Genomic DNA, 15,293 nt, shown 5'->3' with positions numbered 1-15,293 from the left:
TTTACTGGCTTAGTCGTAAAAAAACAATTTGATAGCTAATAGACATTTAGAAGCATTTCGTACAGCAATGTCAAGTGCTTTTATCGCTTGGTTAAACGAAAATAGGGACGTATTTGTCGCTTATAAAGCCAGTTTGGGCTTTTGCCTGGGTATAGTACATTTTAACTGGAGTAACTTCTGTTTAGCGTAGTCCCGCCGCGATCAGGAGAGGCGTTAAGATGTCATAAAACTGTGGTAGAGCAGCTATCGGCTGACCTCAAGGGAGTTTGGGCAGGATTGGCAGAGGATTAGAGACAGGACAGTAAATTAAAGGTTAGTATGAGTGAAAGTTATAGAATTTATCTTGACGCTTGTTGCCTCAATCGCCCCTTTGACGACCAAACCCAGTCCAGAATCGCCTTAGAAACTCAAGCCATCCTCTCTATCTTGAGCCAATGCCAATCAGGACAATGGAAACTCATCACTAGCGCCGCCTTAGATGCAGAACTCGCTCAAACTCCCGATTTTGAAAAACTCAAGAACGTCAAGGCAATCCTGAGCATTGCTAAAATTAAGGTAATCAGCAGCCAATTGATAGAAAACCGTTCTAGAGAACTTGTCCAATTAGGATTCTCTGGATACGATGCCACCCACATCGCCAGTGCTGAACGAAGCCATGCCGATATATTTTTATCCACAGATGACCGTCTAATTAAGAGAGCAATTCGACATATTCAGCTTATCAATGTCCCCGTTAATAATCCCGTTCAATGGCTAATGAGCGTTACTCATAAATAGGAGCAACCCCATGACTAATACTCAGCAGGAAGTTATTAAAAAAGGATATAAAGCCTTAATCGATTCCTTGGGAGTCGTTGATACTATCCGATTTATTCAATACTTTAGCCCAGGTCAAGGCGATTACACCAAAGAACGCCATCAGTGGCAAGACAAAACGCCATTAGACGAGATTCTACTCTCCATGAAACAGCATCAAGACAGCGGCATCAATCAATACGATGAAATTATTGATTAAGTAGGGGCTGCTGAATAAGTCTTGTGGTGGGGAGAGGCAAAACCTCGACTTACCTCGGCTTACCTCGGACTTCGGCGTGAGCGCTCAGTCGAACGCTTCGCTCGGTAACACGCTCGATGTTGACCCTCTGAAAATTTGGCGCTTTGTGGGATAGATTTGACCGTGAAATTTGGCGCACGTCGGTCATGCGTGTCAACTTAAGCCACAATCCTTGTCAACTGTCCGGTAGCTCCCCGACTTCTGTATCCAATTTATTTGGGATCATCAGGGTTTCAACAAAGAAGTCGGGGATCTGGAGTAGCGTAAGCTGAGTCGCCCCTGCTTTTGGCGCTTAAGTTGACACCAATGCACGTCGGTGCGCCCCTACAATTCTAATCCACCAAATAAGGTGTGCCACGCCACTACTGGACTGACACAGCTACAATTGTGGAATAGATTTTATCATTGAATCGGGCGCACGCCATGCGCCCCTACAGTTTCCGGGCGTAATTCTATTTCATCAAATAAGGTGTGCCACGCCACTACAAGGATTTTGCCATTCTAGACATTAAGGTTTAAATGCTGAACAGCTTAAGACTTCTAGTCCATTTTAATGGACTTAAGCTATTAGCCCGGAGTTTGAACTCCGGGCTTTTGCTAGCATTTAAGGTTAAATCATCTGGCTATGCCAGATTTTTTTGTGAGTGTGACCTTATTCGGCTATTCAGCAAGCCCGAATGACTGGAATTCAGGAAAAGTAAGGAATATTCAGGAAAAGTCAGGAGAGAATTTAAGAGAATTCAGCAAAAGTCAGGAAAAGTCAGGAAAAGTAAGGAATAGACACATTATCTGGAAATCAATGTTAATGTAAACAAAGACTGCGAAAAATGTTGGATTATTACTTCCAAGCCGTAGTTGAAGTGTCACGGCGGCATCCTAGAGCGTTCTCACATAGGATCTACAGGTATCTTCAAACGGGTTCCCAACACTCGCTCCGCAGCAGGCGAATTTGGGCTAAGGCTAAGATAGTTGGGATAATCCGACCGTAATTTGTCGCGATCGCACGCCAGCCTAAGTCGGCGAAGAAATAGCCCCACAATACGGGTCCAACGAAGGCAAATAAGGTGCGAGTTGCCCCATAACGCGCTGCATTCGCTGCCATTCCCTGCTTCGCGGTTTGCAGCATGAGGTAATTCTGAAACTGAGTCGCCGCTGCTGCACCTCCCTTAACCGCTGCTTGTTTTGCCACTTGATACCGGGCAAAATGGATGGCAAACTGACGCGCCACCTGTTTGAGAATAATTGGCTTGACAATCGAAGACACGGCTAACGCCGACCCCCCCTTAATCAGCAAATCCATGGGATTGTGCTGGATATGCGCCGGTAACGGTTGGGATTGATTCGACTGGGCTAATGAGCGCTGTACCCGCACGGTAATCGATTTTTGTTCCGCTGGGGGTAATTTTTTCCAGGCGCGACTCATCAGGTTAAGAAATATTTCTGCTTCCAGATCCGTGGTGGATAGTTTTTTGGAATAAGGAATCTTCAGGTAACGGCAAACCTGAATCAGCGCTTGTCGGTACGTGAAGTCATTTGTGCGTCCCTTAAGCACAGTCATCCCATCGGCGGCTAAAAAGCGAAACCGTTGCTCTAGAGTATCCAACCACACCTGCCGATCTTGACTTTGAACGTCGATGGGTTCAGGGGTTTGCAGATAGTCTAGGGGATTAAACTGACGACGGAACAAAATTTGTGTCAGTTGTTGTAATTCATCTTCCGTTGCCAGTTCTAAGGCGCTTCTGAGTTCATCCAATGGTATTCCCTCCAACCCCTAAGCCACTACTGTTCTCTATTCTAGCTGTATACTAAGCATCAACCGGACAGGAGATTCTGTAGTGTTTGATATTGCGATTATCGGTGCAGGTATAGCAGGACTGACTTGCGCTCAACAATTGTACCAAGCGGGGTATCGAGTTGTGGTCCTAGAAAAGTCTCGTGGTGTTGGTGGGCGAGTGGCAACTCGACGGATTCAGGGAACTCCTGTGGATCATGGTGTGCCGTTTCTAGAGGCGAAGGGCAAGTTATCCCAGCAACTCATTGAGACATTGTGCGATCGCGGCATTCTTCATGTCTGGATGGATAATCAAGATCAGTCTGAATGCCCATCTTCTCGGTATATCGCCCCAAATGGAATCACCGCCGTTGCCAAATATCTGGCTCAGAATTTAGATATCCGCTTCTCCTGTCGTGTCTGTGCGATCGCGCCTACTCCTGAACAAACCTGGCAGATTACCTATCATACACCTGAGGAAACTGACAACAACTTAACCGCTGCCGCCGTGGTGATGGCGATTCCCGCCCCCCAAGCGTTAACAGTACTGGACTCCCTAGAAAAAGAGTTTCCCTCTAATTTATTAGAGAGTCTACGGGCAGTGGAATTTAATCCCTGTTTGAGTGTCATGGCGGGTTATTCTAATCCCCAACAACCCCCATTAACGTCAGGCTCGATCCAATGTTCACCCGATGATAATTTAGCTTGGATTGGTGTAGATAGCAGCAAACGGTCTCATTCGACTTCATTAATATATGTGCTTCATAGTACGGCTGAGTTTGCTCAACGTTATCTAGAGGCTCCCGATTTACAACAAGCGGGTCAACAGTTACTCGCTCATGGGGCGCAAATGCTCGTTCCTTGGCTCAAGTCGCCCGATTGGTTCCAAGTTCATCGCTGGCGCTATGCCTTTCCCAGAACTCCCGCCCTTCAAGATTGTCTGGCGACAACTGCACCCTTACCCCTTGTGTGTTGTGGCGATTGGTGTGGGAATAATTTAATTGAAAGTGCCATGAAGTCTGGATTAGCCGCAGCCGTTAAGATGAATCAACAATTGCGGCAACTTTCCTTACCCGATGACGTCATTGGTTATATGCCTGCCCTTGAGCAAAGCGAAAGGTTATAAGATGTAACGAATGCACCACTTTTTCCGGGAGACTGCTTGAACTGATTCCCGGAAAAAATATTATGAAATTTTCTCTCTTGGGAAATAAATTCATTAGGTATTAATATACTGAATAAATTCTTCATAAAAGCTTTATATGCAATTGACGGAAATTATATTAAATTAATTAAAAGAGAGAGCAAACACAACTCAAGCACATAAAGCCTTCATCTAGCCGATGAACTTTATACGGCTCCAATGAATTGCTCTTAAAGATCAGGTGCGCTACAACTTTATAATCCTTTCCGGCTTGGAGCCGTGCATCTATAAACAGGGGTAATCTGCAAAACCGTTAAATACAGTTGATACACCTTGAGTATCACCACAAACGCAGGTAACTTTTAGAGGGAACTACCAATGACAACCAGTGCAACTGCCATAAAATTTCTTTTTACACCCGTGGCAATCTCAGCAACAGTATTTGCCACCTTGACTCTACCCCTCAATCTATTTGGTTCTAAGCCCGTGACGGTTCAAGTTCAAGAAGAACCGCTTTTTTTTGGGGAATTGAAAGAATTTGCCCCTCAGTATCTAGGGGTGGCAGGTTTGCTGAGCGCAGGTGTGGGACTCACAAGTGTAGCCATGATGGGGTGGCGACAGTCGAATCGGAAATCGACTGAAGTTGAACAAGAACTTGCCAAATTATCTCAGACGTTAGAGCAAAAGCAAAAACTGCTGGATAACATTAGAAGCTCACAATCTCAGTTAGATGCTTCTGGGCTACAAAACTGGTTGGATAAACAGGCAACACAATTAACCAGTCCAACACTCAAGCAAGACACGCAGACGCCTTCACCCTCAAATTCTATTGAGCAAGAAGCCCCAGAAATAGAAGAAGTATCGTTGCCAACCGCATTAGAGGAACAGGCATCATCTCAACCGGATTCAGCACCAGTGGATGTGATTGAGACGCAGCCGCAAGTGGAACCGCAGGTTATTAGTGAGCAACCGATTACCTCCGCTCAAGTGAACTCGATGCAAGCACTCGCGGCATCCTTAGCATCGTCTCAAGCTGTCTTCGGTAATACCTCAGCCCAAGATTCACAATCCTCATCGCCAAAAACCGCAGAGGTGGAGAAAATTGACCATCAACTCGAACAAATGATGGCACAGATTATCTCCATGCGGCAGGCGCTACAGTCAAATCAGTATACTGTTCAAAATACGGTTGAGGAAGATAGCGAACGGCATCATGGTTTAAAGTTAGTCAGTTAGGAAAAAAGGATGTAGATAAGCTGTTCGGCATTTAAACCTTCATGTCAATAATGGCTCTCATCCTTGTAGTGCGAGCATCTTGCTCGCTACCCATTCCCAACTTAAATGCATGACAGCTTACCTAATTTAAGGATTACAATTACGGAACAGAAACCGTAGGGGCGCACAGACGTGCGCCCGATTTAATGGTAAAACTGTTTGGCAAAAGCTAACGCCTCGTCACGAGTTGCAACCTTGCCTTCAATCCTGGCAATTTGAATCTCTGTGAGTAACTGTCCAATTTGAGGACTGGGTGGTAACTGCAACTGTTGCATCAAATCATAACCTGTTACCAATGGAGTCGGATGAGTTACTTGATCCTCAGGGTTTAAATAACGATGAATTAAGGGAGCGATTGACTCAACTGATACCCCTTCGGCAATAGCTAAAACGGCTAAAGCGGGAAAAACTGAGCCGACATTTTGAAAGAAAAAATACTGCTCTCTTAAACTCATGGGTGAGGTGACATGAGATATAAGCTGGGGTAAGAATTGAATCATAATCAACACTGCCCGAATTTCGGCGCGGCTGTATTTTAACCGTAAAAGTTGAGCTTCTGCTGGTTCAACCTCAGAGGGTAATACGTGCGCCAATTTTGCTAAACTTAACCACGATAAGGACTTGCCACTTACGGGGGTTTTCAGTTGGCTGGCTAATCTCTGCCATCGTTGAGCCAGTACACTGGCGGCATTATCCGTTGCCGCAATTTGGGCGAAGTGATCAGCCTTTGTATCAGGAAACCAAGGGTGAAGTAATTGATCCTGCCAAGCAGCAGTAAGCCAAGGGGTTCCTTGGGGGGATTGTAGTAGGTAGTTTAACTCTACCTGTACTCGTTCGGCTGCCATGTTTGCCAGTAAGGGAGCCAATTGGCGAATTGTGGATTGAGTCATGGGTTCTATGGTAAAACCCAGTTGAGCGGCTTGGCGGTAGGCTCGCAGTAATCGTAAGGGATCATCCTGGAGATTTGCTGGGGATACCATGCGGATAATTCCAGTACGGCAATCGGCTACACCCTGCAAGGGGTCAATGATTTGCTGGGTCTGAGGATTATAGGCGATCGCATTAATGGTAAAATCACGTCGATACAGGTCAGTCTCTAGGTTTTCTCCTTCCTGTTGAGCAATATCAACGGTGGCACTATCAAAAACAACTCTGGCAATCTGTCGTGCTTCATCCAGCACCACAAACCCAGCTTGGTAATGACTTGCCAGCTTGCGGGCAATTTTCACCGCGTCACAGGGAACCACAAAGTCCAAATCCAAATAGTCAGCCTGTCGTCCCAGCAAGGCATCTCGTACCACCCCACCGACTAAGCAGGCTTGAGGCGGTAGCCACTCTAGACTGAAGGGAAACCTTTCAGGAGACAGAACAGATAAGTCAGAATTCATTGTGAGTCACGAATACTGGTGAACCAAGGACCAATAACATCAGACAAATCCAAAAAATCCATCGAAATAGTGGTCAATCTAGGGCTGGTCTAAGTTAGGCTAACAAAAAGGACTTGGAGTTTGGGCAATGTGTATTTGCGTTAACTGCCACTATGTAGACCGATGCACCACCTATAATGCGGTGGAAACCCAGCATCAGCAACCCCATCTGACGGAAACGCCAGATTTTGAGCCGATTGAACCAACCATCAATGTCAACATCCGTCCTCAAGGGGATTTTGTCGAGATGGAATGGGATGTCGTAGGATGTAACAGCTTTAAGGAAGAAATGGGCAAATGGGCAAAACTGCGTCCAGGTGAGTTGGTGCCAACTTAAGCAGTTGTATCAAAACAACTTCGCTTTGACATAGTGGAATCAAATTTACGGTTAAATCAATCGGGCGCAAGGCTTTGCGCCCCTACAGTATCATGCCACTACACCCCATCCCATACCTTGTCTTAACCGATATAGCGCTACGCGCTGGGCAATAGGCAATAGGCAATGGGCAATAGTGAAGACAAAAGCTTATCTTACAAGGGATTGAGCGATTTGAATTTTTCTTTTATGTCCTAACTAGAGTGCGTAGTGCTATAACCTTAGGGCGTAAGTCCTGTTTGAGTTGACATAATTTGTTAAATTACGTCAAAATGCGATGAGTGATAGATTTTTATAAAGGGTTTACTGGATGTCTTTTGAGCTTTTATCACTGGAGACAATCCAGGAACTGGCACATCAGTACGGCTATTGGGTTGTTTTTGCTGGCATTGCCTTGGAAAATACTGGAGTTCCCATCCCTGGCGAAACCATTACCCTGGTTGGTGGTTTCTTAGCTGGAAGTGGTGAACTCAATTATTGGTTTGTGCTGGCAAGTGCCATTACTGGAGCCGTTCTGGGTGATAATTGTGGATACTGGATTGGCAAAATAGGTGGTTGGTCATTCTTATTGCGATTAGGACGTTTCTTTCGCATTCCAGAACCCCAGCTAATAGAAGTCAAACGTCAGTTTAGTGAAAATGCCGCTAGAGCCGTGTTTTTTGGGCGATTTGTGGCACTCCTACGTATCTTTGCTGGACCGATGGCAGGAATTGCAGAAATGCCCTACTCTCAATTTTTCTTGTGTAACCTGGCGGGGGCTGCTGTGTGGGCATCGGTAATGGTCAGTTTATCTTTCTTTGTGGGACGGATTATTCCTCTAGAAACATTAGTGTCTTGGATGGCAAAGTTTGGTATCGCAGTATTACTGTTAGTGATTGCTTGGATAGGGGTTTCTATTTGGTTGGAGTCCCGTAAAATCAAAGATATATCAATTGACCAGCCATCAGAGTAAGGATTACTGATTCCGCAACCGAAATCGTTGCGGCAACTGCACAGGCGACTCAAATGCCTTAATCCGAGTGTATTGGGGTAAGGTTGGTACACAATAATCTGCCTCGAACCTCACCACTCTAAGCAAGTTTGTATTTAATCGTTTGTTGGTCTAGGTATTGACGTACTCCCTCACTCATCTGTAGCAGGTTGGGTTCAACCTTTTTGCTCAGAAAATCCTCAACCGCTGATGCAACCTTGTTTCTTAGTAACGGGGGGACTCCCTGAATCCGTTTGGGATCAATCCTTATTTCGCCACGACTCTCAATCAACGTCTGACCATGATCATTCAAAAAGCGATTCTTGCCAGCGCAGTGGACGGCTTCGGTAAAGGCGTGGGTCTTGATACTCCATACCAGAGTATAATCTGACTCATTCCAGGTGTTATATTCTGTCCACTTCAGCATATCTTTGCTCAACAGTGTTCTAACCGGGGCTGGAATCTCACCACCACCGTGCCACTCGTTGACGGTGTGAATACATGCATTGTTTTGATCACGAGACTTCACCTGGATGTTCTGAACATTAGTCATATAGGGGATTAACTCCATTAACCTATCACGGTAAGTCGCAAAAACAATGGAGCGAGAAAAGGGGATTTGGATATCGCTAGAGATAATCATATATAGCTTGGTGGGTTCATTCTGCATAGATTGTACGATTAAGTGCCTCAAGCTAACCTCTGCTATAGGACTTATTTTCAGGCGTCAGTTCAAAACCATTCCTGGGGTAATCGCGCAACTAACGTGAGGATGACACTCGATATGATTTAGCCAAATGTTGAAATTTAGGGTTGGCTACCACCCATCCTATTATTAAGCCTTCATGAGGACTTCATGAAGCTGGGATGAAGCTTGTGTGAAATCCTGTATAACTCTTGACACTCCAGTGCCAAAATTTGTAGTCGTTAGGAGAGGAGGTTTGATTGTTCGGGAGCATCACAACCCAGTCGCCAGTCACAATGAGAGTGGAGAGACAGGCATAAGTCTTATTAGACCTAGGAACACAAACCATTCCTCAATCGAACGAATCTACCCTGGTGAGTTATTATGCTTTTGGTTTTATTGATAACCTTAACAATCACCTTCGCCGCAGTTTGTGTGATTGTTAACACGACAGAAGAAATCGTCCAGCTTGCCGCCGTGTTTACCGCTATGATTTGCCTGTTGGTTAGCCTTGTGCTTGCTCCTGTCTGGCTTAAGGTGTTAATTGTGCTAGCACCAATGGTGATCAAAAAACTCGCGATCGCAGGTATCATCTTCACACACTGATACGTCTGATGCCTTAGGCATAAGCCTTTTGACAGGGAGGCTGTTATTTCCATGACATGCACCCACCTGAAACTCCTTAAAAACAAAGGTTTTAAGGATGATTAAAGGTTCATAAAGCGTACAGAATTTATGTCCGATTTTTTACCGTTCTATAAAATCTTAATACAATTAAAGTTTAAGTCAGGTTGAATTTAAATATAAAAATACGTTAATACTTTACTTTAAAAATAGGATTATCCGCGAATTATGTAAACTTACCGTTCGCCAATCAATCCAATAAAAAATACAACTCCCATTTGGCACAATCATAATGTTAAGATTGAGCCAAGATCATTCCCTACTTTAGTCCAAGGATTAAAACTCGTTTAATTAAAATGGCTTTGGTAATTTTCGGCTAGTGACTTGGGAATAATAAACTCAAGCGGGTTGCTAATCCATTTATTTTAATAGTTTGACAGATGCAATTTAAGAAATTAGCGCTGATCTTCATGACAGTTACCCTACTCGTAAGCTGTGTGCTGAGTATATTATCCGTGCGTTCGGAAAACATCGATGCCAATCGTTCGGAAAACATCGCCAATAAAACCTCGCCCCCTGTCATCCCACCACCTTTGAAAACGGCGATTGAGGAGTTGCGTGTGATCAAGATCAAAATTGAAGGTGACATTCATCCTAAAGAATATAGTGAAGATATCCGGGATCTGACACCCATCGTCGAAAATGCCTACGGGGATGCTGAGATTCTAGCTACTGTTAAATCAGCGTTAGCGGGACATCAATTAGCGGTTCAATTCTGGGAGTGCGATCGCGTCTCTGGCTATGACGAACTCTTCCAATGCCGCGATCAAGTTCTTCAAGCGGTCTTCCAAAAATATCCCGATATCGCCGCCCAAGCCCAAGCGATCATTGCTAGCGAAAATACGGCTTACATTAGCGCGGAACTGGATGAAAATTCTGTGTTAGAGGCAATTTGGCAAAAGACGGGTACGGATACGGAAATGGCATTACAAATGAGCAATCCAACATCCTTGACTGCCGATAGTCACACTCAAAATTAAGGCTTTGCGATTATTTTCCCAAAGCCAGGATTGCATTTTGACCCCCAAACCCAAAACTCCAACATAATACCTGCTGAACCTTGTGCCGACGGGTTTGGGTGACTAAATCTAAATCAAACGCGGGTTGGCTCAATCCGACACAAGGCGGTACTATCTGATGCTTGAGTGCCATTAAACAAAAGGCGACACCGATCGCGCCTGATGCACCTAAGGTATGACCTGTGGCTCCCTTGGTTGAACTCACCGCCACTCTATGGGGAAACAAATCGTCGATTAATTGGGCTTCATTTGCGTCGTTTAACCGAGTCCCTGTCCCATGTGCATGAATATAGTCAATTTTACTTGGGGAAAGATGACTTCGGTCTAAACATTGCTGGATTGCTGTTATCGCACTCTTGCCGCTTGACTTTGGCGTAGCAACATGGTAAGCATCACAACTGAAGCCAACGCCTAATAGTTGCCCATAAATTGGCACGCCCCGACTTACCGCTAATTCCATTGATTCCAAGACCAAAACTGCCCCGCCTTCTGCCAAGACAAAACCATCCCGTCGTTGGTCAAAGGGATACGCCCCTGTTTTTGCCAAAGCTCCCATTTTGTCAAATCCTGCCAAAGTTAATCGGGTAATTGGGGCTTCCACCGCACCGACAATAACCCGTTGACATTGACCCGTTTGGATGAGTTCAAACCCCCGTGCGATCGCCCAAATTCCCGTGGCACAAGCTGCCATTGGTGCAAGTACAGGTACCCTAGAGCCGATTTGACGAGCGGTGGCGATCGCGGCTTGATGGGGTAATGTCTCTAACCATGTTTTTGGCTTCAGCCCAGAGGCATGGGAATTAGAGAATAGCTCCCCGATTGTGCCATTTCCCTGTTCTCCTGCGGCTGTGATTAACTCTTCCCAAGACGCCTGACAGCCACGACTAGAGCCAACCACGACACCACAATCAGGCATTGGTGTCTGAAGATTGGCATCCGCAAGAGCATCAGCGACGGCGACTTGAGTCAACTTGGTTAATGAACTGGGCAGGCGATCAACTATCCCTAAGGGGCGAATCGGTAGTTCGGGAAAGGGTTGATACTGCCCAATTCCCGACTCACCCTGAAGCAGTTGGAGCCAACTTTGTTCTAAATCACCTAATGCTGAGATGAGACCAATCCCTGTAACAACAACCGAATGGTTATCCAAAACTTTGACTGTTGACGTGTGACTTAACCTGAATGTCACTGACTGGTATGCTGGTGGGCAATGCCCACCCTACGGTATAGCTAAGGCGATTCTTCTGAGGCTGACTCAGGTTTTTTTAGATTTTCTAGTCCCTGGGTGACTTCGGCTGACTCGATGCGATCGCCTACTTGGATCGTATCTACCACATCCATGCCATTTTTCACATAGCCGAACACCGCATAATCGCCATCCAAAAAAGACAGATCTGCCAGGGCGATATAAAACTGGGACGAGGCTGAATCTGGCATCGATGAGCGTGCCATCGCTACAGCACCACGAGTATGTTGCAATTGCGGCGGATCAGAAATTCCGGCTTGATCCAAAGTTTCGCTATAGACGGGAGTCTCAGCACCCTTTGGCGTTATTTCTAAAGGAATGTAACGAGGCTGTCCAGTTTTCGGGTCAATAAAACTCCCGGTTCCCAGACGCTCTACCGGAACATTGGGGTCTTTCCCTTGGGGATCACCTCCCTGAACCACAAACGGTTGAGGTTCACGCACGACTCGGTGAAACACTACGCCGTCATAAAAACCCCGCTCGACCAGATCGACAAAATTCCCGGCTGTAATTGGGGCATTTGTGCCATCGACCTCGATGGTAATCGGGGAATCTTTAACTGTTAAAACAACGGTCGCTTTTCCCTCTAATCTTGGTAAGTTCTCAATTTGAGGATTAGTGACTTGAGCTACCGACGTTCCTGTTGTTGCTGCTGTTGAGGAATCCCTCGTGTTTTGGGATGCCACCTTTGACGGACTACAAGCTCCCAGACTTACGGCAATAATCATGACCACAACCAGGAACCAGCGCCGGACAATTACTTGCATACTTAACCTACCTACCTTTTTGTAGCTTGCGCTACTGAATTATTTTGACGCATTAGTTTTCGCTTTGCCCCCAGATTCCCAGACACTTCTTGCATCGCGTCTCTAAAACATTACATGCCTTCTAGGGGAACCGCCAGGAAACGAGCCAGTTCTGCACCTTGGTTTTCCAGTTCCGATAGGGACAAAGGCTGTCCTACACGAGTGAGTGGAACCTCCCGGCGATCTTTGACGCGCAGGTAGAGAGCGCGGTTGGGATTAAGCCCTTCTTTGATCTCAACTTTAATCGATTGCACATCTTGCAGGCGACAACTAAACTCGACCTGGCGGTTTTTGCCAGGAAAGCCCCAGCGAAAAACTTTTACCATTCCGGTTTCCTTGTTGAACTCATTGTATCCGCCGCCAACATCCCAAAGGATGACCAGCCAGAGGTAGAGTGCAAAGAGCAAACCGACAGTACCATAGAAGCTCATGGCGATGCCTTGCGGGATAAACTGTAAACCTCTGGTATCACCAATAGGCAATAGATCGCGTTGAAAATAACTGGAAAGTCCGGCTAAAAGAAATCCTGTACCGCCGATTGAGGCGACTACTGCCCACCAATAGTTGCTTAACCGCCGAGAGCCTAAAACAGATTGACGCAGTATTTTGTTCTCTTGTTGGGTTGGGGTGGCTGTCATACTATCCTGTTCCTTCACTCTCTACAATACGCTCCGCCTATTACTATGGTTATCCAAAACTTTAACTTTTTGAACTTAAGTAGGAACGGAGACCATAAACTCCCGCCGAGCCTAAAAGCTCCAGGTTGTGTGCCGCGTTGTGGTCAGCATGGGCAAGGTAGCCACAATGAACACACCTAAACCTGTCACCTTTTCGGTTTCGTCTATCCCATCTGTTGCAGCTCGAGCAGAACTGCGAGGTTTTGAAGGGGTCTTTCACCACTAGCTGAATCCCCTCCTCCTCACACAACATTTCCAACAACTGCACCAAAGTTCTATACAGCCAATGGGACAGCCGCCTGTTAAACAGGCGAGAGAACGTCCCTCGTTTTCCCTGTTTAACCTTCTTCAAGTCCTCTATACTGAGAACTTTTATCGAAGACCAATCAACTTGCTTCAGGGCATGACCCAACCGAGATTTTATTTCGGCGTGGGTATGCTTTTGACGCTTTTTAAACCCCTGAATCCGTTGATAAATACTTATTCCGGTGTGATGTATGGGTAATGGTCTTTGTACACCTGAGGGAGAGATTGTGCAAGGGTTCACCCCCCCAAGAGCCGCTTCGGTTATTTTATGTCATCTTAGCTTGACCCAATAGAAAATAATAGCAAATAAAGTCACGTACATTGGAGAATTATTTACAATGCCATTTTTGGTTCCGTCCTGGATAGGGTCACAGACTTGGGCTGAAAGCCAACAGGTAGACGCTCATAAGCCAACCGATGACCCCCTGTGCCGCTCAGGGGCAATTCTGAGTTAGATGTATCAATTTGTAAATTTTTCAGTCTCTACTATTATGGTATTCAAGCACTGAATCCCCTACTCTCCCTAGCGAAAATCGAGGATTCGTGTAAAAATGTGATAGTTTAAGAAAAATTAAGTCTACGCCAGTTAAATTATAAGCTGGTGACGCTAGGGTGCTTGACACACCCTGTATTCAGCCAAAGTTAGTCAAATCGACTGACTTTCTCACAGTTAAGGTACGCCGGGACTCGGCGAAACCCAAGCCGCGAAGGTTTGAAACGCCCAACCCTGAATTAACAGGGGTTAGGAGATAACACGATGCCCTTATGGCTTTCCGTCGTGTGCCTGGGAACCCGTTGATCGGGATATATGGAACGAAATTTCCATAGAATCTCCTTTCTTGAAGTTGGGAGAGTGTCAAAAATTCCCAGTCTATCGCTGTGGAACTGTCAAGGGAAAAATCCTTGTAAACCCTTAATGTAAGAGGATTTGAAACGATGACCATAGCTGTCGGACGCGCTCCCAGCCAAAGAGGATGGTTTGACGCACTCGATGACTGGCTAAAGCGCGATCGCTTTGTCTTCATTGGTTGGTCAGGTCTACTCCTGCTCCCCTGCGCCTACTTGGCGGTTGGAGCTTGGCTAACTGGTACAACCTTTGTTACCTCGTGGTATACCCACGGTTTAGCGTCTTCCTACTTGGAAGGCTGTAACTTCCTAACTGTGGCGGTTTCCACCCCCGCCGATACCTTCGGTCATTCTCTACTCCTACTGTGGGGACCTGAAGCCCAAGGCGACTTCGCCCGTTGGTGTCAAATCGGTGGACTCTGGACATTTACCGCTCTGCACGGTGCATTTGGCTTAATTGGCTTCATGCTGCGGCAATTTGAAATTTCCCGGGTTGTGGGCATTCGTCCTTACAACGCCATTGCCTTCAGTGCGCCAATCGCGGTATTTGTTAGTGTTTTCTTGATGTATCCCTTGGGGCAATCCTCTTGGTTCTTTGCTCCTAGCTTTGGCGTCGCCGGAATCTTCCGCTTCTTGCTGTTCTTCCAAGGGTTCCACAACTGGACACTTAACCCCTTCCACATGATGGGAGTGGCAGGTGTCTTAGGTGGAGCGCTATTGTGTGCCATTCACGGTGCAACGGTAGAAAACACCTTGTTTGAAGACGGTGAAGGGTCAAACACCTTCCGGGCGTTTAACCCCACCCAAGCCGAAGAAACCTATTCGATGGTGACGGCGAACCGCTTCTGGTCTCAGATTTTCGGGATTGCCTTTTCCAACAAGCGCTGGCTACACTTCTTCATGCTGTTTGTCCCCGTGACCGGCTTGTGGATGAGTTCAGTGGGCGTCGTTGGATTAGCGGTGAACCTGCGGGCGTATGACTTCGTGTCCCAGGAAATCCGGGCAGC

Annotated in this window: 16 protein-coding genes; 9 read left to right on the top strand and 7 right to left on the bottom strand. The window is 46.2% G+C overall.

Going from position 1 to position 15,293, the window contains the following annotated elements; translation table 11 throughout:
* Positions 1–318: 318 nt before the first annotated feature.
* Complete coding sequence (locus RIE73_RS23225) at positions 319–777, top strand: PIN domain-containing protein (RefSeq protein WP_446403444.1); 459 nt, start codon at positions 319–321, stop codon at positions 775–777.
* A gap of 10 nt (positions 778–787) precedes the next feature.
* Complete coding sequence (locus tag RIE73_RS23220; protein ID WP_446403443.1) at positions 788–1,015, top strand: hypothetical protein; 228 nt, start codon at positions 788–790, stop codon at positions 1,013–1,015.
* 949 nt (positions 1,016–1,964) lie between these two features.
* Here the strand turns inward: RIE73_RS23220 and RIE73_RS23215 are convergent.
* Positions 1,965–2,807, bottom strand: a complete 843-nt coding sequence (locus RIE73_RS23215) for a YaaW family protein (protein WP_446403442.1) — start codon at positions 2,805–2,807, stop codon at positions 1,965–1,967.
* A gap of 82 nt (positions 2,808–2,889) precedes the next feature.
* Here RIE73_RS23215 and RIE73_RS23210 point away from each other — a divergent pair, with 82 nt between their 5' ends.
* Positions 2,890–3,951, top strand: coding sequence for an NAD(P)/FAD-dependent oxidoreductase (locus tag RIE73_RS23210; protein ID WP_446403441.1), 1,062 nt, complete (start codon positions 2,890–2,892; stop codon positions 3,949–3,951).
* Positions 3,952–4,347: 396 nt separating this feature from the next.
* A complete protein-coding gene (locus RIE73_RS23205) occupies positions 4,348–5,205 on the top strand; it encodes a hypothetical protein (protein WP_446403440.1) in 858 nt (285 codons plus the stop codon).
* Between the two features lie 182 nt (positions 5,206–5,387).
* Here the strand turns inward: RIE73_RS23205 and RIE73_RS23200 are convergent, their stop codons facing one another.
* On the bottom strand, positions 5,388–6,632 hold the full coding sequence (locus tag RIE73_RS23200; protein WP_446403439.1) for a CCA tRNA nucleotidyltransferase: 1,245 nt from the start codon (positions 6,630–6,632) through the stop codon (positions 5,388–5,390).
* A gap of 127 nt (positions 6,633–6,759) precedes the next feature.
* Between RIE73_RS23200 and RIE73_RS23195 the strand changes: the two genes are divergently transcribed.
* Both RIE73_RS23195 and RIE73_RS23190 read left to right on the top strand, forming a co-directional pair.
* Positions 6,760–7,008 carry a Ycf34 family protein gene (locus RIE73_RS23195; RefSeq protein WP_446403438.1) on the top strand — a complete coding sequence of 83 codons (249 nt, stop codon included), beginning with the start codon at positions 6,760–6,762 and terminating at the stop codon, positions 7,006–7,008.
* A 349-nt stretch (positions 7,009–7,357) separates the two neighbouring features.
* Positions 7,358–7,999, top strand: coding sequence for a DedA family protein (locus RIE73_RS23190; protein WP_446403437.1), 642 nt, complete (start codon positions 7,358–7,360; stop codon positions 7,997–7,999).
* Positions 8,000–8,117: 118 nt separating this feature from the next.
* Here RIE73_RS23190 and RIE73_RS23185 read toward each other — a convergent pair whose 3' ends face one another.
* On the bottom strand, positions 8,118–8,660 hold the full coding sequence (locus RIE73_RS23185; RefSeq protein ID WP_446403484.1) for a hypothetical protein: 543 nt from the start codon (positions 8,658–8,660) through the stop codon (positions 8,118–8,120).
* Between the two features lie 426 nt (positions 8,661–9,086).
* Here RIE73_RS23185 and RIE73_RS23180 point away from each other — a divergent pair, with 426 nt between their 5' ends.
* Together RIE73_RS23180 and RIE73_RS23175 are read left to right on the top strand one after the other, a co-directional pair.
* Positions 9,087–9,308, top strand: coding sequence for a hypothetical protein (locus RIE73_RS23180; RefSeq protein WP_446403436.1), 222 nt, complete (start codon positions 9,087–9,089; stop codon positions 9,306–9,308).
* 458 nt (positions 9,309–9,766) lie between these two features.
* Entirely contained in the window at positions 9,767–10,366 is a 600-nt protein-coding gene (locus RIE73_RS23175) for a hypothetical protein (protein ID WP_446403435.1), read from the top strand.
* 10 nt (positions 10,367–10,376) lie between these two features.
* Here the strand turns inward: RIE73_RS23175 and RIE73_RS23170 are convergent, their stop codons facing one another.
* The 4 genes from RIE73_RS23170 to RIE73_RS23155 all read right to left on the bottom strand — a co-directional run bounded on the left by RIE73_RS23170 (position 10,377) and on the right by RIE73_RS23155 (position 13,387).
* Positions 10,377–11,555: a beta-ketoacyl-ACP synthase gene (locus tag RIE73_RS23170; protein WP_446403434.1), complete on the bottom strand. Its 1,179-nt coding sequence runs from the start codon at positions 11,553–11,555 to the stop codon at positions 10,377–10,379.
* Positions 11,556–11,635: 80 nt separating this feature from the next.
* Positions 11,636–12,418: a peptidylprolyl isomerase gene (locus RIE73_RS23165; protein WP_446403433.1), complete on the bottom strand. Its 783-nt coding sequence runs from the start codon at positions 12,416–12,418 to the stop codon at positions 11,636–11,638.
* 110 nt (positions 12,419–12,528) lie between these two features.
* Positions 12,529–13,095, bottom strand: a complete 567-nt coding sequence (locus RIE73_RS23160; protein WP_446403432.1) for a photosystem I assembly protein Ycf4 — start codon at positions 13,093–13,095, stop codon at positions 12,529–12,531.
* A gap of 61 nt (positions 13,096–13,156) precedes the next feature.
* Positions 13,157–13,387 carry a zinc ribbon domain-containing protein gene (locus RIE73_RS23155; RefSeq protein ID WP_446403483.1) on the bottom strand — a complete coding sequence of 77 codons (231 nt, stop codon included), beginning with the start codon at positions 13,385–13,387 and terminating at the stop codon, positions 13,157–13,159.
* Positions 13,388–14,376: 989 nt separating this feature from the next.
* Here RIE73_RS23155 and psbD point away from each other — a divergent pair.
* A partial coding sequence (gene psbD, locus RIE73_RS23150) for a photosystem II D2 protein (photosystem q(a) protein) (protein ID WP_446403431.1) occupies positions 14,377–15,293 on the top strand: 917 nt, incomplete at its 3' end.

Source organism: Coleofasciculus sp. C1-SOL-03 (genome assembly GCF_040220555.1).
Lineage (GTDB): Bacteria > Cyanobacteriota > Cyanobacteriia > Cyanobacteriales > Coleofasciculaceae > Coleofasciculus.
Note: the sequence above shows the minus strand (reverse complement) of the source record. Positions and strands in the feature narration are given on the sequence as shown.

Excerpts from the sequence above, each read along its gene's own strand:
- RIE73_RS23225 (WP_446403444.1), top strand. The coding sequence starts at position 319 with ATGAGTGAAAGTTATAGAATTTATCTTGACGCTTGTTGCCTCAATCGC.
- RIE73_RS23220 (WP_446403443.1), top strand. The coding sequence starts at position 788 with ATGACTAATACTCAGCAGGAAGTTATTAAAAAAGGATATAAAGCCTTA.
- RIE73_RS23205 (WP_446403440.1), top strand. The coding sequence starts at position 4,348 with ATGACAACCAGTGCAACTGCCATAAAATTTCTTTTTACACCCGTGGCA.
- RIE73_RS23200 (WP_446403439.1), bottom strand. The coding sequence starts at position 6,632 with ATGAATTCTGACTTATCTGTTCTGTCTCCTGAAAGGTTTCCCTTCAGT.
- RIE73_RS23195 (WP_446403438.1), top strand. The coding sequence starts at position 6,760 with ATGTGTATTTGCGTTAACTGCCACTATGTAGACCGATGCACCACCTAT.
- RIE73_RS23190 (WP_446403437.1), top strand. The coding sequence starts at position 7,358 with ATGTCTTTTGAGCTTTTATCACTGGAGACAATCCAGGAACTGGCACAT.
- RIE73_RS23185 (WP_446403484.1), bottom strand. The coding sequence starts at position 8,660 with ATGATTATCTCTAGCGATATCCAAATCCCCTTTTCTCGCTCCATTGTT.
- RIE73_RS23180 (WP_446403436.1), top strand. The coding sequence starts at position 9,087 with ATGCTTTTGGTTTTATTGATAACCTTAACAATCACCTTCGCCGCAGTT.
- RIE73_RS23175 (WP_446403435.1), top strand. The coding sequence starts at position 9,767 with ATGCAATTTAAGAAATTAGCGCTGATCTTCATGACAGTTACCCTACTC.
- RIE73_RS23165 (WP_446403433.1), bottom strand. The coding sequence starts at position 12,418 with ATGCAAGTAATTGTCCGGCGCTGGTTCCTGGTTGTGGTCATGATTATT.
- RIE73_RS23160 (WP_446403432.1), bottom strand. The coding sequence starts at position 13,095 with ATGACAGCCACCCCAACCCAACAAGAGAACAAAATACTGCGTCAATCT.
- RIE73_RS23155 (WP_446403483.1), bottom strand. The coding sequence starts at position 13,387 with ATGTTGTGTGAGGAGGAGGGGATTCAGCTAGTGGTGAAAGACCCCTTC.